The 17,667-nt window shown below is 48.4% G+C and carries 15 protein-coding genes; 9 read left to right on the top strand and 6 right to left on the bottom strand.

Annotated features, from left to right (window positions below):
* Window positions 1-21 precede the first annotated feature (21 nt).
* The gene (locus EJV45_RS06515) at window positions 22-2,202 is read left to right on the top strand and encodes a TonB-dependent receptor (protein WP_129714861.1); all 2,181 of its coding nucleotides are present in this window, start codon (window positions 22-24) and stop codon (window positions 2,200-2,202) included.
* A gap of 70 nt (window positions 2,203-2,272) precedes the next feature.
* Here the strand turns inward: EJV45_RS06515 and EJV45_RS06510 are convergent, their stop codons facing one another.
* On the bottom strand, window positions 2,273-3,280 hold the full coding sequence (locus EJV45_RS06510) for a GlxA family transcriptional regulator (protein ID WP_129714860.1): 1,008 nt from the start codon (window positions 3,278-3,280) through the stop codon (window positions 2,273-2,275).
* Between the two features lie 163 nt (window positions 3,281-3,443).
* Here EJV45_RS06510 and EJV45_RS06505 point away from each other — a divergent pair, with 163 nt between their 5' ends.
* The 4 genes from EJV45_RS06505 (at window position 3,444) to EJV45_RS06490 (ending at window position 6,871) form a co-directional block, all read left to right on the top strand.
* Window positions 3,444-4,361, top strand: a complete 918-nt coding sequence (locus tag EJV45_RS06505) for an SRPBCC domain-containing protein (protein WP_129714859.1) — start codon at window positions 3,444-3,446, stop codon at window positions 4,359-4,361.
* Between the two features lie 154 nt (window positions 4,362-4,515).
* Entirely contained in the window at window positions 4,516-5,352 is an 837-nt protein-coding gene (locus tag EJV45_RS06500; protein WP_129714858.1) for an AraC family transcriptional regulator, read from the top strand.
* A gap of 56 nt (window positions 5,353-5,408) precedes the next feature.
* A complete protein-coding gene (locus EJV45_RS06495) occupies window positions 5,409-6,185 on the top strand; it encodes an MBL fold metallo-hydrolase (protein WP_129714857.1) in 777 nt (258 codons plus the stop codon).
* The gene (locus EJV45_RS06490; RefSeq protein WP_129714856.1) at window positions 6,182-6,871 is read left to right on the top strand and encodes an SRPBCC family protein; all 690 of its coding nucleotides are present in this window, start codon (window positions 6,182-6,184) and stop codon (window positions 6,869-6,871) included. Before EJV45_RS06495 ends, EJV45_RS06490 begins: the two co-directional genes overlap by 4 nt.
* A gap of 9 nt (window positions 6,872-6,880) precedes the next feature.
* On the opposite strand, the gene EJV45_RS06485 is transcribed toward EJV45_RS06490, so the two are convergent.
* A complete protein-coding gene (locus EJV45_RS06485; RefSeq protein WP_129714855.1) occupies window positions 6,881-7,426 on the bottom strand; it encodes an N-acetyltransferase in 546 nt (181 codons plus the stop codon).
* A 196-nt stretch (window positions 7,427-7,622) separates the two neighbouring features.
* Between EJV45_RS06485 and EJV45_RS06480 the strand changes: the two genes are divergently transcribed.
* Window positions 7,623-7,901, top strand: a complete 279-nt coding sequence (locus tag EJV45_RS06480; RefSeq protein WP_129714854.1) for a hypothetical protein — start codon at window positions 7,623-7,625, stop codon at window positions 7,899-7,901.
* A gap of 106 nt (window positions 7,902-8,007) precedes the next feature.
* Here the strand turns inward: EJV45_RS06480 and EJV45_RS06475 are convergent, their stop codons facing one another.
* On the bottom strand, window positions 8,008-8,595 hold the full coding sequence (locus tag EJV45_RS06475) for a histidine kinase dimerization/phospho-acceptor domain-containing protein (RefSeq protein ID WP_129714853.1): 588 nt from the start codon (window positions 8,593-8,595) through the stop codon (window positions 8,008-8,010).
* Window positions 8,596-9,080: 485 nt separating this feature from the next.
* On the opposite strand from EJV45_RS06475, the gene EJV45_RS06470 reads away from it, so the two are divergent.
* Both EJV45_RS06470 and EJV45_RS06465 read left to right on the top strand, forming a co-directional pair.
* Complete coding sequence (locus tag EJV45_RS06470) at window positions 9,081-9,695, top strand: Crp/Fnr family transcriptional regulator (RefSeq protein WP_240755216.1); 615 nt, start codon at window positions 9,081-9,083, stop codon at window positions 9,693-9,695.
* A 63-nt stretch (window positions 9,696-9,758) separates the two neighbouring features.
* Window positions 9,759-10,310: a DinB family protein gene (locus EJV45_RS06465; RefSeq protein ID WP_129714852.1), complete on the top strand. Its 552-nt coding sequence runs from the start codon at window positions 9,759-9,761 to the stop codon at window positions 10,308-10,310.
* A gap of 198 nt (window positions 10,311-10,508) precedes the next feature.
* Here the strand turns inward: EJV45_RS06465 and EJV45_RS06460 are convergent, their stop codons facing one another.
* The 3 genes from EJV45_RS06460 to EJV45_RS06450 are packed head-to-tail and all read right to left on the bottom strand — an operon-like array spanning window position 10,509 to window position 16,115.
* Complete coding sequence (locus tag EJV45_RS06460; RefSeq protein ID WP_165305004.1) at window positions 10,509-11,318, bottom strand: endonuclease/exonuclease/phosphatase family protein; 810 nt, start codon at window positions 11,316-11,318, stop codon at window positions 10,509-10,511.
* Between the two features lie 20 nt (window positions 11,319-11,338).
* On the bottom strand, window positions 11,339-12,985 hold the full coding sequence (locus EJV45_RS06455) for a RagB/SusD family nutrient uptake outer membrane protein (RefSeq protein WP_129714850.1): 1,647 nt from the start codon (window positions 12,983-12,985) through the stop codon (window positions 11,339-11,341).
* A 28-nt stretch (window positions 12,986-13,013) separates the two neighbouring features.
* On the bottom strand, window positions 13,014-16,115 hold the full coding sequence (locus EJV45_RS06450) for a TonB-dependent receptor (protein ID WP_129714849.1): 3,102 nt from the start codon (window positions 16,113-16,115) through the stop codon (window positions 13,014-13,016).
* Window positions 16,116-16,327: 212 nt separating this feature from the next.
* Here EJV45_RS06450 and EJV45_RS06445 point away from each other — a divergent pair, with 212 nt between their 5' ends.
* Window positions 16,328-17,632 (top strand): ROK family protein, encoded by a 1,305-nt coding sequence (locus EJV45_RS06445; RefSeq protein ID WP_129714848.1) that lies wholly within the window; start codon window positions 16,328-16,330, stop codon window positions 17,630-17,632.
* The last annotated feature ends 35 nt before the right edge of the window (window positions 17,633-17,667 follow it).

Below are 17,667 nucleotides of genomic sequence, written 5' to 3'. Positions count from 1 at the left end.
ATTACATGATTGCACAACCACATGAAAAAATTGATCGGGGCCGCCGTACTGCTTTTATTTGCAGCAGGCGCATTTGCCCAGAACACATACAAAGCCGTCGTTAAAGACGCAAAAACAGACCAGCCGCTGGCTGGTGCCTCCGTTATGCTCATCCCGGCCCGCATCGGTACGCAGGCAGACAGCCTTGGCCGGATCACGATCAGCAATGTACCCCCTGGTATCCGCATGTTTCGCTACACGTATCTGGGCTATGAAACAAAAGTCGACACGGTGACCATGCCGCTGCCCGTCGACTCGATCCGCATTGTTTACCTCCTGCCAGCAGAATCACACGAGGACCTTGATGAGGTGGTGGTATCTGCTACACGCAGCAGCCGTACTATAGACAACATTCCAACCCGCGTTGAGGTGATTGCCGGCGAAGAGCTTGACGAAAAAAGCAATATGAAACCCGGCGATATCCGTATGGTGCTCGCTGAAAGCACGGGTATACAAACCCAGCAGACTTCTGCCACAAGCGCAAATTCGAGCATCAGAATTCAGGGGCTTGACGGCCGTTATACGCAAATTATCCGGGATGGGTTCCCGCTGTACTCAGGCTTCTCAGGTGGGCTCGGTCTGCTTCAGATTGCTCCGCTTGACCTCCAGCAGGTCGAAGTTGTTAAGGGTTCCGCTTCGACACTTTACGGCGGCGGGGCCATTGCCGGACTTGTTAACCTCGTATCAAAAAAGCCGGCCGCCGAACGGCAGCTTAACGTCATGCTCAACGGCACCTCGGCCCTGGGACTGGATGCAAGTATGTTTTATGCAGAACAGTTTAAAAAGGCAGGGCTTACTGTTTATGGCGCATACAACAAGGGTACTGCCTACGATCCCTTCCATACCGGCCTTACCGCTATACCTGAGTTTGACCGGTTCACGCTCAATCCGAAACTATTCCTTGCGCTCAGTCCCTCTACCGATCTTGTTGCCGGCATTACCGCAACAACCGAAAAAAGAACCGGCGGAAATATAAGTTATGTGCAAGGTAAAGCAAGCCAGCCGGATGCCTATTTTGAAAAAAACATTACGGGACGGTATAACTCACAGCTTGAGCTGCGTCACCGACTTTCTGAGCGTGAAACGTTTGTGCTGCGTAACTCAGCGGGCTATTTTGACAGGAGCATCGGCCTGCGCGACTATCTTTTTTCAGGCGTTCAGATTTCGACTTTCAGTGAGGCCACATATAACCGCAATGGTGAAAAGGCTGACTGGGTTACCGGCCTTAATTTCGTTACCGAAGACTTCAAAGAAGACCATAACAGCAGCGCCGCCGTTAGAAGTTACAGCTACAGCACGGTAGGCGCCTTTGTCCAGAATACATGGACTGTGGTACCTCCGGTAAGCATTGAATCGGGTATCCGCGCTGACTACCATAATGCGTATGGTGTGTTCGTGCTGCCCCGGCTGTCTGCGCTCTGGAAGATCAGCGAACACGTATCGACAAGGCTTGGCGGCGGTCTCGGTTACAAGGCGCCAACCGTATTTACAGAAGATGCTGAGCGCATCCAGTTTAGAAACGTCCAGCCAATCGATGTATCTGCCACAGCGGCCGAACGTTCAGCGGGGCTTAATTACGACCTGAATTACCGCACCAGCTTTTTTAACGGAGCCGTGGGTCTCAGCATCAACCAATTATTTTTCTACACCCGTATTAACAAACCCATCTTACTTTCGCCTGCGGCGGATGGCAACCTGCAGTACGTCCAGCCAAACGCACACATCGATACGCGCGGGATGGAGAGCAATGTTAAAATTACCTTTAGTGATTTCAAACTTTTTGTAGGGTATACGTTTGCGGATGTCAAATATCACGCGGGTAGCGTAAATAACACCTATCCACTGGTATCGCGGCACCGCCTGAATAACGTGCTGATGTATGAACTGGAAGACAAATGGAAAATTGGTGCTGAAGCATATTACTTTAGTAAACAGCAACTGAACGACGGACTGACTGGGCGCAGCTACTGGACCACTGGTTTTATGATCGAAAAACTCTGGGAGCGTTTCTCCATTTTCCTCAACTTCGAAAATTTCACTAATACCAGCCAGACCCGCTTTGATACCATTTATACGGGTCCGCTAAATAACCCGGTTTTCAGAGACATCTATGCCCCTGTTGACGGTTTTGTTATGAACGGCGGCATCAAACTGAGGCTTTGACACCGGAAGGCAGCAGGTTGACCTGAAATGGGTTAACCTGCTGTCTTTCCAAAATCTGTTAGCGTGGAAGTCAATTGTCCTGGTAATAGGCCTTCTGCGCTTCTTTATTGTACTTCCCTTTGTATTCAAGCGGAGACATGCCGGTAATTTTCCTGAATACTTCACGAAAGGCCTTCACGTCAGAATAGCCCACTTCGTACATGACCTCATTGATTGTTTTCCTGGTTGTTTCAAGAGATTTTTTCGCAGACTCGATCTTGACGCGCTGCAGGTATTCAACAGGTGTATTGCCCGTCGCTTTTATAAACCGCCGGTCAAAATTCCGCCTCCCTACGGCGAATTTTTCAGAAAGGTTCTGTACGGTGATCTTTTCCTGAAAGTTCTGCTCAATGAAATGCTGTGCCTTCATGACCAGCTCATCACCATGGGATTTTTGCCCAGTAAAAATGGTAAACGCCGACTGCCTTTGCCTGTCTATCTCGATCTGATAGACCTTTGAACAATAGATAGCAGTTTCGCGGTCATAATATTTCTCGATCAGGTAAAGAATGAGGTTAAGAAATGAATACCCGCCGCCATTGGTATAGATGCCGTTCGCATCAGTAATCAGTTGTTCTGATTTAACGATAACCTTCGGAAACAGTTCCCGCAAACGGTCGGCGGTGTTCCAGTGGATCGAACAGCTTTGCCCATCGAGCAGGCCTGTCGATGCCAGGATCAGCGCGCCTGAACACATGCTGGCCACCTCGGCACCACCTTTGTATTGCTGGCGGATCCATTGTACCAGCTCAGCATTCTCATTATGCGGATCTATAAAATTCGGATTGATCGCAGGGATAACGATCAGGTTCGTTTTGCGGACTGCTGATATATGGGTCTCAGGTTTGATAGCTACGATACCTTTATCGACCTCCGGTTGTGGAGAGACGCCGGCCAGATTTACTTTAAAAACCTGTTGTCTGCCCTTACTGGCCCAAAGTTCATTGGCGCGTTTAAAAATATCATAAGCCCCTACAATGCAGGCAAAGGTGTTGAGGGATGTATGTGCATCAGGAACCAGGATGGTTAAGTGTTTCAAAGCCGTAACTTATAGGTGATCAATTATTTAAAACCAAAGTTAATGATCGTTAATGTCCATATCAACCCATTATGTTGTCTATTTAACACCCTTTCGTGGTCTTAAGGTGTATGTAGTTTTGCTTCCGGTCATACTGAACTGACCAGTTAACTAAATAAAGGATATGAATAACCAGGATTTTACAACCACATTTGAAGTGAATGCACCTGCATCGGCGGTTTTTGATGCGGTAACCAATGTACGTGGCTGGTGGTCAGAGAATATTGAAGGAGCGACCAACCAGCAAGGCAGCCGCTTTACCTATCACTACCAGGATGTTCACCGCGCCACAATGAAAATCGCAGAGCTGATCCCGGGCAAACGCATGGTATGGCATGTGGAAGACAATTATTTCAAATTTACCAGGGACGAAACCGAGTGGACAGGCACCCATATCATATTTGAGCTGAGCGAACAGGACGGATCGACCCGCCTCAAGTTTACACACCAGGGCCTTGTACCCGCATACGAATGTTTCCAGATCTGTCATGATGCCTGGACACATTATATTCAGAGCAGCCTGAAAGACCTGATCACCAAAGGAAAAGGCAGCCCTACACCGGCAGAAGAAAAAGAATCGCAGCAGTCAACAGACCAGGCAACTGAAACCTCAGATAACAAAAGTATTTGCCACCGGCTGCTTATCGGGGTACCTGTTGAGAAGGTTTTTGCGGCTGTTACCACTCAGGAAGGCCTGGCGGGCTGGTGGACGCCGGATACCACCGCGAAGGCCGAAGCGGGCTCGATTTTAAAATTTGAATTTGGCCCCGATTATCACAAGGAAATGCAGGTCCTGGAGCTGCGTGCTTATAGCAGGGTAAAATGGCTTTGTATCAAAGCTTTTGAAGAATGGATCGGCACTACCATTACTTTCGAAATCGAACCGCATGCAAAAGGAGCCATTCTGATTTTCCGGCATAGCGGGTGGAAGGCTTATACAAATGAATTTGCGTCCTGCAGTTATGCCTGGGCGCTGTTTTTAGGAAGCCTGAAATCGCTTTGCGAAAGGGGCGCAGGTACGCCATACCCCGCAATTGGTTGATTAAAACCGGTAATATTCAGGGCAATAAACCCCCGACCCGCAAAAACGCACATACTTCGCACTGCCTGGTATCATTGCATCAAGTACACTTGGCAAGCACAAGCAATACAACTATATTAGCGCTCTACAGAGGGGCCTGTAAAACTGATAATAAATGAAGATTATAACGGTACAGCCGGATCAACGCCTCAACGCTGTTGTAAAAAATTTTTGGTTTTCCAGCACCGGTGATTCTGAAAAGCTGGCCGGAACCTATCGCATCATTGCCGATGGTGCTCCGGGCATGATTTTTCAGCATGATAACGGACATTCTGCTGTTCTGGGTCCGGCCGGATCTCCCCTTCCCGTTTCGTTCGTATACGGACAAGGTACGGGGTTTTGCCTGAATGAAATTATCGGTAAACCTTTCGTTGTTGGTGTGAACCTGCAGCCGGCTGCGCTGAAAGGTGTCTTTTCTATAGACTCATTCGAATTGACCGACAAATTGGTTAGTACCGAAGTCTTCTTTACACGAAGCCTGGAAGAACAGTTAATAAACACTCATGACCCTTATGAAATTATCGACATTTTCACGGCCCGCCTGCTTCACTTGCAGCAGCGAAGCGGCTTTGACAAAACTATAGAACACAGTGTCAGGCTGATCGGCGCCAAACCCGCAGAAATCAGTTCCGGTTTTCTTGCAGATAAAGCAAATATCTGCACAAGACAGCTGCAGCGAAGGTTCAGGCAACATGTGGGCGTATCTCCGGAGCACTACATCCGCATTGTCAAGTTTCAGCAGTCGCTGCTGCGTATCAAAAACCGCCAGTTTCGAAAACTCAATGATGTAGCGCTGTCTATGAACTATACGGATCAGTCGCACTTTGGGAAAGAGTTCAGGCAGTTTACCGGACTAAGTCCGAAAGCATTTGCTAAATCTGCGCAGCTGGCAGCCCCGGCCGACCACCATACCGCAGCAGATTCCCTCCGGATCTTTAAATGCCTTAATTAAAGTCGCTCGCGTCCTATTTTTTCATGAGATGCTTCCGGTAATTTGTCTGAATAGCTATGGCAACTACCATTCATCATCTCAACTGCGTAGACATACAGTCGCCGGGTTACGGCGCTGCTGTCGGCCATTGCATGCTCCTGGAACATACAGACCGGCTTGTATTGATCGATACCGGGACCGGCCTGCTGGATGCTGCGCGGCCTGACGAGCGAATGGGCCGGCAACTCATCGAGCTGACTGGCTTCAGGTTTGATGAGCAGCAGACGGCGAAGCGGCAGATCGAGGCACTCGGCCTGGATCCCGGAAAAGTAACAGACATCGTTTTGTCGCACCTCGATCCCGATCACACCGGCGGGCTTGCAGATTTTCCGCAGGCAACTGTGCATGTCTCTGAGGAAGAATATGAGGCTTTTAAGCATGGGAATCTGCGTTACCTTCCGGCACATCTTTCCCATCAGCCCCCTATCAGAACATATGCAGCCGTGCCGGATACCTGGTTGGGGCTGGAAGCGCGACGACTTGACATTTCACTGGAACCGGACCTGTTCCTGGTCCCCTTGTTCGGCCATACAGCCGGGCATTGCGGTGTGGTGATAAGCACGCCGGGAATATCCATTTTTTATGTCGGAGACGCGTACTATCTGCGGGAGGAGCTCCGGAATCCCCGGCATCCGGTAACGAACCTCGCACGCATGCGTGCAGAGAATGACAATTTGAGGCTTGATTCACTTGGAAAGATCAGCAAGCTGATTTATGAAAATCCTGCGCTGGTTATTTTTGGCTACCATGACCCTGCTGAATTTGCTAAATTTAATCAACGAAAAGTATTATGAAACACCTGTCACTCCTGTTTTTTACCCTGACTGCGCTGCCTTTTTTTCAAAGCCGGATGGGAATCCAACTCGCGTTAAACGGACTCTCGCAGTTAAGCGGCAATGCTGGACGCTTATTGCTTCATGATGGCCTTAAAAATGTGAACGCGCGGACACAGGCCAGCCGCAGCGCCAGATCAGCGACCGGCGTGAATCATCAGACTTCATTGCCTGTCAGTCCTGCCAGCCAAAATTGCCAGCCTGCTCAATCCACAGCCGGCGACAGTACCCGGGTGATAAAAAAAAGCAGGATGATTTCTGCAGCGCCGGGCGTTGTCTGGCGAGTGCTTACGCAACCAGAAAGCCAGAAAAAATGGCTTGGAGCCGACGTGGAAAGTGACTGGAAGCCAGACAGCACGATCAGGTTCTCATTTACCTACAACGGCAAACTGATCAGGGACAAGGGTGTGGTTTTAGCGTTTCAGCCTGAGAAAAAGTTGGCGTATTTATACTGGAGCATGTTTTCCGGACTGCCTGATCAACAATCGAACTATTCAAAGATAGAGTTTGAGCTAAGTCCTGAAAGTAATGGCACAGTGCTGATTTTACGGCACAGCAATCTCGCAACTGCACAGATGTATGAACATTCAGACAAAAATTGGGAAGAAACACTCGATCAGATCAAGTCGTTAGCCGAAGGAAAATAATTTTTTATGCTAAATGTTGTCTGCGAGGTCAAACGTCATGTAGATTGCTATTTCGCCGGGCTCGTTATATAACCTCAGGTTCAGTCCGGTGATGCGGAAACCCTGCTTTTCATAAAACACGATTGCCGGATAATTGGTATTCTGCGTTTCCAACTCAATAATCCTGCAATTGATTCTTCTGGCCTCCTGAACAGCCGCTTCGATCAAAGCGGTGCCAATCCCCTGTCCGCGCTGCTGCTCTGAAATCAGTATGCTTTCGATATACAGGCTATTGTTCCATGCTCTGTAATCACAAATAATCCGGCCGGCAAGCGTATTATTCGTATAGGCGCCAAAAGAGTGGCCCTGGGTTATTAGAGCATTCAGAGATTCAACTTCGGCCGCAGTAGAAGTCCAGGTTTTTTGGTAGCTTTTTTCGACAACTTCTAAAGTGATTTGTAAAGAATCGTGAAGGCCCGCTGAGCTAACCTGAAGAATTTTGTCTGTTGTGTAGCCATTTCTTCCCCAATTGAGGTCGCTTTCAATGTCCAGATGTTCTAAAATTCTAATGTCCATGTAGCTCAAGTATTTCAATTACTGCTGTCAGTGATGTTTTGATCAGCACTGCTGCAGCTATCAGGATGATCATAACTAAGAAGATTGGTATCAATCTTTGTAAGGGCGAATTTATACGGACTGCTTAGTGTTTCCCCGCAGATAAAGAAAGTTCCGCACTATCGCCTGATTTCCCGGCCGATGGTCAGCTTCCTCCATGACAAACGATCTCATATTCCTTGCCTGCTCACGTGCAACAAATGCAGCAGCGAAAAAATTCACCATTGCTTTGATCGGCTCGGTCACTTTAGCCACCGTTTCGTTTAATTTCTATCATATAGGTAACGGGGACAGCATAAGTCCGATCACGGTGATGATGCAGATTCCAAGTCCAACCATATGCATTGAAGCCATTTCTCCGGTGGTTTTACAAACTGCAAAATGCAAAAAAGAATTAATCTGTAACGAAATAGCTTCTCTGAGATGGCTTCTGTAAATTTAGCACGATAAGCTGCCGGATGGATTGTACATTCTGGTTTGATCAGTATAGTAAACTTCCGGTTTGGTTGGATGAAAAAGCAAGATCCGCGCAGGAACAAGTCTCAAGCACTTTTTCCCGAAATCTCCCGGATCACCTGATCCAGTTCGCCTGCACTTTGCCTCAGAAGTTTTAGAAATTCGGCTTGTTCAGAACTGCTGCTATTTTCTGACAACAAATCACTTAACGCCAAGATGTTAGCCAGGGGCTTACGCACTTTGTGCGACTGAATAAATCCGATTTCGTCTAACTGTGAAGATGCTTTGTCAAGCCGGTGCTGCACCTCGACGAATTCGGTGATATTATAGCCGATACAAAAAATGCCGGCTGGCTGATTGTCCCTATCGAAACACGCCTGCATCTCCCACTGGGTCACAACATAACCGCCCTGGCCGTCATGTTTTCTAAGCGTAGCGGGAAACAGCCTGCTGGGATCACTGAAACATTGCTGTCCTACTTCTGCACAGATCTTGATATCGTCAGGATGCAGCGTTACAAAGAAGTCCTTTCCAAGCAATGTTCCACGCTGAAAAGCAAAATTGCGGTCATAATTCGGACTCACATAAGAATATGTGCTGTCCATCGCCACTGCTATGGTATAAAAGAAATCCGAAGTTTCTAAAAAACGATTGATACCATTGAAGTTTTCCATTTGGGCGGCAGATTATAAATTGTTTGGCGTGCAGGAACCAGGAGTGCCTGCCAGCATGCAACAATAGGGCTTTGCTTTTGTTTAACAAAGCCTGTTATTTACAATCTGCATCCGCCTGGTTGCCAGACAAATTCGGCCCGGTGTAAATTACTTGGATGACTTTTTCTCGTCTTTTACACAATTGTTTACCGTCTTTCCGTTTTTCTTTTTTGTACCTTCCTTGTGGTACCCCGACCAACAGGGGTCTTTTTCTTTTGATTTAGCCATGATGTTTTCTTTGATAAAAATCGGGAATACAGTGTAATTACATCTTCTTCCTGCATCAGTTAACATCGCTGGTTTACACTGGTTTCTATATTTTGGCTAAAAACGAGAGCGCTGCGTTGTACGATTATCAAATGCCCCTTTGCGGCGAACTGTTTTTTTCCTGCGACCCTGCAGATTGTCTTACCTGTAAATAGTCGACTGTTATCTATTACGCTTGCGTGAAAGGAACGGAATATGTTGTTTTGTGTATGCAAGCTGCGCTCAGGAAACTCAGGGAAACAATGGATCCGGTTGTCAGATTACCAGAGGCTGAATGGCAGTTATGGTCGGCAATATGGGAACCGTATACCGCGAAACGAAAGACTGTGATTACCCCTGTCGGGGCGCCCGAACGTTATCTGTATTTTGTGCTTGAAGGCGCGCAGCGTGTGTTTTACAGCGATGCCGATGGCCATGAAGCTACGCTGGTATTCACCTTCCCGGGTTCGTTCGGCGGTGTGCTGGATGCCATGCTGGATAAGAATCCCTCACGCTATACGTATGAAACCCTCTCTGCTTCGACCATCATCCGCGCGCGTTATACCGATATCGAGATGCTGGCCCAAACGAACCCCGGTATTTCAGCCTTTATCCAGGTCTCGCTTACCGCAGCACTAAGCGGTCTGCTGCATAGACTTGCAGAATTGCAGTCGTTCAGCTCTGAAGAAAAGTTCCGGGCATTACTTTCCAGAAGTCCGCAGATTCTGCAGCATGTACCGCACAAATATCTCGCAAACTATCTTGGTATTGATCCGACTAATTTCAGCAAACTGATGAACCGGAAAGTATTCTGAAATGCTGGCAAATACCAACATTTATACCTTTGTTTAAAAGCAATTTGCGCCGAAAACAGGAAAATGAAAACATTCGATACCGGACAGCTGCTGGAGAATTTGGAACGCCAGACCGCGCAGCACCTGAAACAGGCAGAAACCGTCTACCGTTACTTAAGTGCAGAATTACTGAACAAGCCCTCAGCAGTGGGCGGCTGGAGCATAGCCCAGTGCCTTTCGCACCTGAACTCGTACTCAGCACATTACCTGCCGCGTACAGAAAGGGCACTTCGCAAGGCACAACCCCCTATATCTGCTACTTTTACCAGAGGATGGCTGGGCAACTATTTTATCAATATGATGGATCCCGATGTAAATAAGGCACGTTATTCAGCTATGAAAAAACACGTGCCGCCGGTAAACTTACCGGCCGGACAGATCCTTGACCAGTTTATTGCCTGGCAAAGCGAGCTGCTTAGCTACCTGCAGCAGGCAAAAGAAAAAAATCTGGATACAACGCGCGTTTCTACATCGATAAGCCCGCTCATCAGGATGAAACTCGGCGATACCCTGCAATTTATAGTGATGCATAACGAACGGCATATCAGGCAGGCAAACAGAAATCTGATCAGGTGAAATTGATAAGAGTGCGGTGGCGGTGTGGTATTTTCAGGCTGTTGCCGGGAGAACTGCAACGGCCTTGAAGGCTGTTTAACCTGTCCGCCCGTCCCCATCCGCTGCACAGCGATCTTCGGGCGGCACCGTAGGTTTCAAAAAAAAGATCCGGCAGGGGCCGGATCTTTTGTAACTGTAGAACGTGATTCGCTGCAGTCGTTATTTCGCCGGGAGTCTAAGTACGGATACAACCGGGAGGTGGTCTGAAGCATACCGTTCAGGAATCACTTTATGCGAAACGACTTCCCAGGGCGAACTCTTTGTGTATGCAATAAAGTCGATGGTACTTCGCGGGTTTACAGCCGGCACAGTCAAGTCACAGTCCGAACAGGTCCGGGTGAATACCTGGTCAATAATCCTGACAGGTTCACTCCCGGGCCTGGCATTCCAGTCGCCAGCCAGTATGAACGGCAGTTTTTCCGCACTGCCCGCATCAGCAAGTTCTTTGGCTTGCAAGAGGCGGTTCGTTTCGTCGCGCTGTGCATCCAGATGTGTGCTGCCGAACCTTACCTGCCGGCCGCCGGGCAGCCGGAGCACTGTCGTTGCCAGTATGCGCGGCTCGCCTTTGGTCCCTTCGCGCGTTGTAAGCCGCGTAACCTCGTTATTTTTCATGGGCAGCCTTGAAAGAATAGCCACACCATACTGTCCCTCATCATAGTCAATTGCGCGGGCAAAAAAGACCTCCATCTTCAGCATTTTTGCAAGCTCTGCCGCCTGGTCAATCTTCCCGCTCCGGTTTGTATGTACATCGACTTCCTGCAGGGCCACCACATCCGGATTTTCTGCTGCAATAACAGCCGCAATCGCTTTCAGATCAATCTGATCTGGCTTTGACGGCGGATTTGCATGATGAATATTGTAAGACATCACTTTGAGCTGTACGCCGCTACCGGGCGCAGACCTTCGGGTGGAACATGCCGCAGTTAGCAGCATGCACCCGATCATTAAAAAAAGACTGTATTTTCTCATTGCATTTATTACCTCAATAATTACCATCCGGGGTTCTGCCCAAGCTTAGGATTACGTTGCAGCTGGATAAGTGGTACAGGCCACAGGTAGTGTTTCGGATCTACAAACTGCCTGCCGGTTTGCACAATGATATAACCATTTGCATCGGCATTGATGTTACTCACCTGCGCAGCCGGCGCAAGCGATTTTTTCACTCCCTTAACATCGGCGCCTAACAATGCACCCTGTTTCCAGCGCATCAGGTCAAACCAGCGCTGTCCTTCGCGTGCAAGCTCAACACGGCGCTCACGGCGTATCTCGGTACGAATGTCAAGTCCGTTCGCTGTAAGTTCGCTTAATACCATACGTTTCATGCCCACACGGTCGCGAAGTTTATTGATTGTCAGATCAATATCGGCCTGTGTAAGTGTGCCCTGCTCCAGTTTTGCTTCAGCATAGGTTAAGAGCATTTCTGCCAGGCGTAAAATATGTATATCATTTTCATCGCGCGATACCTGGCCCACAGCGCTTATCTGCACATATTTATTGAAATAGTAGCCGGTAATTGTTACCGATCCCTGGCGGTCCATCAGAAATTTCGGTGCCGTATAAATATTTGGATTTGTGTTGGCTGCATTGCCGTCACGACGACCTCCCCATGGCGAGTTTGGAGCCAGGATAGTCATGCGCATCCGCGGATCGCGGTTCTGCCATAGACTGGCGTACGTAGCCTCACTGTAAAGCGGCGAGCGCTCGATAGGCAGCCCGTCTGTACACAGGTAAGAATCGACCAGCGACTTTGTCGGGTTATAGCGTGAACTCTGATCGGGCACCTGCGATTCACGGCTGATGTTGTGCATGCTCACATCCAGAAGATGCGTCCTGGCCATGATCGTTTCCTTATTGGCGCCGGCTGAAAGTTTACCTGCATACGTGAACAAGTTGTAGTAATCTTCATTTGGTTTACCGGTAGAATAAAGCGAGTACACACCCAAATCCATCACCGCTTTAGCAGATTTCTCAGCTTCAGCCCAGCGGCCATCATAAAGTGCCATGCGCGCGCGCAGGCCCAATGCAGCACCCTTGCTCAGTCTGCCTAGTGCTGCACCGGTTTGAATAGCAGGCTGCATCAGGTCTGCCGCCTCCTGCAGCTCCTGCAGAATGAAGTCGACAACCTCTTTCCTCGGGTTGCGCGGTTCATAAAGTTCGTCGATATTCAGCGGCCGTGTAACAAGCGGCACATCGCCAAAGAACGATACCAGGTGCATGTACATGTAGGCACGAATGGTTTTGGCTTCACCGGCCATCTGGTTTTTAACCTGTTCGGGCACGGATGTAGCTCTTTGATAGTTGGCCAGAAACACATTACACTGACGGATGCCCGCAAATTGCGAACCCCATTCTGTATTCACTGTTCCCAGTTCCACATTGAAATTCCCGCTGCTTAATATCCTGTAATTATCGGTCGTTGTTGAATTGATGCTGTTATCGCCCAATTGATCCATCGCAACCGTATTTGATGCTTTAACGTTTGCATAAAGGCCGTTCAGACCAAGTTGAAGCTGTTCCTGCGTTGTCCAGAACGTCTCATCAGATATCGCGCTTAATGGTGTACGGTCCAGAAAATCTTTCTTACATGATGCCGATGCAAGCAGAAAGGCCAAACAGATATAGGTATATTTTTTCATTTTGAAATGTCGTTTATCTTGCTGTTTATTATTTGAAGCTCAGGTTCAGACCAAATACAATTGTTTTTGGAACCGGGTAAAATCCACCCGCGGTGACCGGCGTTTCAGGATCGTAACCGTAGAAAAAGTTCGTTGCTGTGAACAGGTTATCTGCCGATGCGTAAACCCGCAGGCGGCTTACCCGCCATTTTTCAATCAGCCTGTTTGGAACGGTGTAACCGAGCTGAATATTTTTCACGCGGAAATAGGAAGCGTCTTCAAGCCACATGGTAGAAAGGCGCTGGTTGTACGAATAACCATAAGCCAATCTTGGGTAACTTGCATTGGGATTGGTGGGCGTCCAGCGGTCAAGATGAAATTCCTGCGGACTTGAACCATCATTGATAAATGCATACCGTGCAGCACCTGTCACGTAACCATCGGCCTTACCGACGCCCTGCAGAAAGATGGCAAGATCGAAGCCCTTGTAAGCAAAAGAGCTGTTAAAACCATAGGTGTAGCGTGGAATCGGACTGCCGATCACTTGCCTGTCTGCATCAGCAGTAATTTTGCCATCTCCATTCAGGTCCCGGTAAATCAAATCTCCCGGGCGCATCGGAAAACTGGAATCATATGGGAAGTTTGGTGTATAACGGGTAGCTTCGGGGTTATTTGGATTAATTGTGAAATCAGACTCCTGGGCAAGTCGCTCGGCGACAAAACCATAAAAGGCATCAATCGGTTCACCGACAAAACGTACCTGGTCGCCATAAGTCGGCGGTACGTCGCCAAGGCTTACAACTTTGTTTCGCACATCAGACAGGTTTGCAGAAAGGTTGTAACTAAAGTCATTGATCTTATTCTGATAAGTCAATGAAAGTTCCCACCCTTTATTTTGCACCTTGCCGGCATTCTGGCGCGGGTAACCTGTACCCAGAACATCGGGCAGCGGCACACTAAGCAGGATATTATTTGTGTTATTGATGTAATAATCGGCAGTCAGGCCAAGGTGCCCGTTCAGCATGCTCAGATCAAGGCCAATGTTTTGTTTCGTAACGGATTCCCAGGTAAGAAGGGCGTTCGGAATGCCTGTTTCGCGATATCCTGAGGTGATGGTATTTCCGATCGGCATCGAGCCTACAGAGCCAAGTGTACGCAGGTACGCAAAATCGCTGCCTACGCGGTCGTTGCCCTGATCGCCATAAGAAACCCGGATCTTACCAACATCAATGATGTTTTTAAGCGGAGCGAAGAATTTTTCTTCTGAAAAAAGCCAGCCCGCAGATCCCGACAAAAAGGTGTTCCAGCGAACATTACTGGCAAACCTCGACGATCCGTCATGCCTGAAGTTTGCCTCAAGCAGGTAACGCTGACTAAAGGAATAATTTACCCGGCCAAATAATGACTGTAATGCGTTTTGGCCGGCAGATGCACCGTTGAACTGATTATCAGCACTTCCCAGGGGTAAACTTGCCACATCCTGTGTCGGAAAATAAGTCCGGTAGGCATCAAAATCTTTTGCAATCGTTTCTTCACGCTGTGCGGCCACAAAGGCTTTCAGGTAATGTTTCTGCGCAAAAGTCTTTTCATACTCGGCAATAGCATTAACCATCTGATAACGGCTGGTATAGTCAGCATTCGAAAGACGGTTCGGGAAATTTGTCTGATAGATCACCTGGTTGGTTACCGGGCTCACGTAATCGATTGTCTTTGTAAAGATCTCGCGCAGCGAATTGCTTCGAACCAGGCCATATTGCGAACGCAGTCTGAAACTGTTTGTAATATTGAGAGTAGCCTGTAAGTTAGCCGTAATCTCCTGCGAGCTGAAATCGTTGTAGCCGCCATCTGTTACAACCGCAAGCGGATTCCGTGCACCACCGCCATAACCCCAGCTGCCGTTTGTAAAACGCACTGGTACAAGTGGCGAAATGTATTGGGCAACCGACAGCGGGCCGCCAGTTGAGTTGGTCGATTCATTGGATTCTGAATACGCACGGTCAATGTAACCAATCGTTGCGTCAATATTTAAACGGTCAAAAACCGTTGTTGACACGCGGGCACGTACAGTATGACGCTTGGCTCCATACACATCGCCCGTTATGAAACCACCTTCCTTCAGGTAACCGTAAGAAAGGTAATAGTTTGTTTTATCGGCTCCGCCAGACAGGTTGAAGTTATGGTTTTGCTGTGGCGCGTTGTCTTTATAAATCTCGCTGATCCAGTCGGTATTGGCAAAAAAGTTCGGATCAGACCCGTTTCGCGCTACCTCAATCTGGGCGGGCGTATAAGTCGGGTTCAGACCTGCGTTGACCCGTGCCTCGTTAAGCAGTTCCATATACTGCGGCGAGCCGAGGTATTTTGGAAGCGCGGTAGGCTTTTGAAAACCGAAATAGTTGTTGTAGGCCAGCGCCGGCGCAGTCGATTTGCCCTTTTTGGTTGTAATCAGGATTACACCGTTGGCGCCGCGTACACCATATATTGAAGAAGCTGCAGCATCTTTCAATACAGAGATATTTTCGATGTCTTCAGGGTTTAGAATATTGATATCGCCTGATGGAATGCCGTCTATAACCAGCAGCGGATTGGCATCGTTCAGGGTCCCTACCCCGCGCACGCGGATTACCCCGCCATTGTTGCCCGGCAGACCGCGCTGAACGTTTACCGTAACACCGGCCATTTGCCCCTGCAGCGCAGAACCAACTGAGGTAACCGGACGGCGGCTCAATTCAGAACCCGCTACCTGGCTTACCGCACCGGTAAGGTTCGCTTTTTTCTGCGTACCGTAACCAACTACCACCACATCATTGAGGTTTGTTTCAGAAGCAACCAGGCTGATGTTAAACACCAGGTTAGTGCCGATCGTTACCGTCTGGTTATTGTATCCCAGCGACCGGAATGTCAGCGTCTCATTTGGCTGAGCCTGGATACTGAATTTGCCATCGGCACCGGTGGCAATCTCTCTGCGTGATTTGTCGGCCGAAACGATCACCCCCGGCAGCGGTTCACTGTTTTGCTGATCACGAACGGTACCCGTAACGGTGACCGTATTTTGTGCCCAGGCATTTGTCAGGTTGATGCCTATAAGCAGAAGCCCCAGGAACCACACCTTCACGTTCCTCTTAGAGAAACACTCGTGTAAAACTTTTTTCATGTGCTAAAAATGAAGTTTGAGAGATTGTGTATTACTTTTATCGTGTTCGTTTGTTAATTCGCGGCCCTCTACTGCGACTGTATTAAACGCCGCAAGTTGTAATTATTCGATTAAGCTAATGTTAATTCCACATTATTTCAAATAACTTATAGCACTTTTGTTAATATTTTATGAAAGTTACCATCCAGACATGAATTTTCATCCCCTTAATTATGCAGGACACACGCACTACACCAGATAAAAAGTCAGATGCCGGCAGGGCTATAAATGCTGCCGACCGAAAAAAGCAGCTGCAGAAACTCAGGCTCGCGCAATTTATTTTCAGGAACGGACCTGCGGCTCTTTCTGAACTCACGCTTGCGCTCAACATCAGTATGCCTACCTGCCAGGTGCTGATCAATGAGCTGCTGGCAGAAGGCCTGCTCGAACGGAAAGGGAAAGGAACTTCGATCGGGGGGCGCCGCCCGGAGTTATTCGCTCTGATAGATGGGTCATTTTACGTAATGTGCTTCAATCTTGAATTATTTGTGACCCAAATTGCTGTAATAGATAATAACGGAACCGTTTCTGCAATTGAACTGGCTGATGTTGCAATAAGCAAAGATCTTTCAGCAATCGAACAACTGTACGATCTGGGGTTTGAATTGCTTCGAAAAACCGGAATCGACAATAAAAAGGTGCTGGGTGTCGGCTTTTCTATGCCAGGTCTGATTAACTGGCAAACAGGAAACAACCAGACTTATCTTGCAACAGGCAATGAGCTAAGCCTTCAAAGTTATCTGGAAGGCCGGTTCGGGCGGCCCGTTTTTATCCAGAATGATGTCAAGTGCTCAGCAACAGCAGAACTCAACTATGGTCTGGCCCGTGGTGTGAATGATGCGCTGGTGGTGTTGATGGATTGGGGAATCGGGCTTGGAATTGTGATGGATGGCAAAATGCGAAAGGGCAGTCACGGCTTTTCTGGTGAGATCGGTCACATTCCCTTTGCAGAGAACGGGACATTATGTTACTGCGGCAAGCGTGGCTGCCTGGAAACTGTAGCTTCGGGAATAGCACTGACTAAATTTGCCAGGCAGGGCATTGAGGCCGGACAGGATAGTCTGCTTAACGAACTGTGCGATGGTGATCCTGAAAAAATCCAGCCCGCTCTGATTATCCAGGCTGCCAATAACGGCGATCAGTTCGCCATCAACCTGCTGAGCGATATTGGGCATAACCTTGGTAAGGGCATTGCGACGCTGATTCAGCTGTTTAACCCCGCTGTTATTATTCTGGGCGGAAAAATGGCCGATGCGCAACATTACATCACCATACCGATCACCCAGGCGATTCATACATACAGTATGACACAGATCAGCCAGACATCAAGCGTGATGTTATCTAACCTGGGGCCGAATGCTGCCATTCTGGGCATCATGAACATTGTTGTTGAAGGCCTTTTTGAAAAGGAAATGGCCATGGGCAGCGTATATGCGTCACTGCTTCAGCCGGTGGGTGATGGTGCCGGTGCAAAATAAATTGATGCAGGCATCAGATCACATCCGTAACTTAC

Origin of the sequence: Pedobacter sp. SYP-B3415, assembly GCF_004138205.1 — a bacterium.
Classification (GTDB): domain Bacteria; phylum Bacteroidota; class Bacteroidia; order Sphingobacteriales; family Sphingobacteriaceae; genus Pedobacter.
The sequence above is the reverse complement of the archived record's forward strand: the minus strand, read 5'-3'. Positions and strand labels throughout refer to the sequence as shown.

Bases quoted from the DNA above. Each gene is read 5' to 3' on its own strand.
- EJV45_RS06515 (WP_129714861.1), top strand. From the start codon at position 22: ATGAAAAAATTGATCGGGGCCGCCGTACTGCTTTTATTTGCAGCAGGC.
- EJV45_RS06505 (WP_129714859.1), top strand. From the start codon at position 3,444: ATGAATAACCAGGATTTTACAACCACATTTGAAGTGAATGCACCTGCA.
- EJV45_RS06500 (WP_129714858.1), top strand. From the start codon at position 4,516: ATGAAGATTATAACGGTACAGCCGGATCAACGCCTCAACGCTGTTGTA.
- EJV45_RS06495 (WP_129714857.1), top strand. From the start codon at position 5,409: ATGGCAACTACCATTCATCATCTCAACTGCGTAGACATACAGTCGCCG.
- EJV45_RS06490 (WP_129714856.1), top strand. From the start codon at position 6,182: ATGAAACACCTGTCACTCCTGTTTTTTACCCTGACTGCGCTGCCTTTT.
- EJV45_RS06485 (WP_129714855.1), bottom strand. From the start codon at position 7,426: ATGGACATTAGAATTTTAGAACATCTGGACATTGAAAGCGACCTCAAT.
- EJV45_RS06480 (WP_129714854.1), top strand. From the start codon at position 7,623: ATGACAAACGATCTCATATTCCTTGCCTGCTCACGTGCAACAAATGCA.
- EJV45_RS06475 (WP_129714853.1), bottom strand. From the start codon at position 8,595: ATGGAAAACTTCAATGGTATCAATCGTTTTTTAGAAACTTCGGATTTC.
- EJV45_RS06465 (WP_129714852.1), top strand. From the start codon at position 9,759: ATGAAAACATTCGATACCGGACAGCTGCTGGAGAATTTGGAACGCCAG.
- EJV45_RS06460 (WP_165305004.1), bottom strand. From the start codon at position 11,318: ATGAGAAAATACAGTCTTTTTTTAATGATCGGGTGCATGCTGCTAACT.
- EJV45_RS06455 (WP_129714850.1), bottom strand. From the start codon at position 12,985: ATGAAAAAATATACCTATATCTGTTTGGCCTTTCTGCTTGCATCGGCA.
- EJV45_RS06450 (WP_129714849.1), bottom strand. From the start codon at position 16,115: ATGAAAAAAGTTTTACACGAGTGTTTCTCTAAGAGGAACGTGAAGGTG.
- EJV45_RS06445 (WP_129714848.1), top strand. From the start codon at position 16,328: ATGCAGGACACACGCACTACACCAGATAAAAAGTCAGATGCCGGCAGG.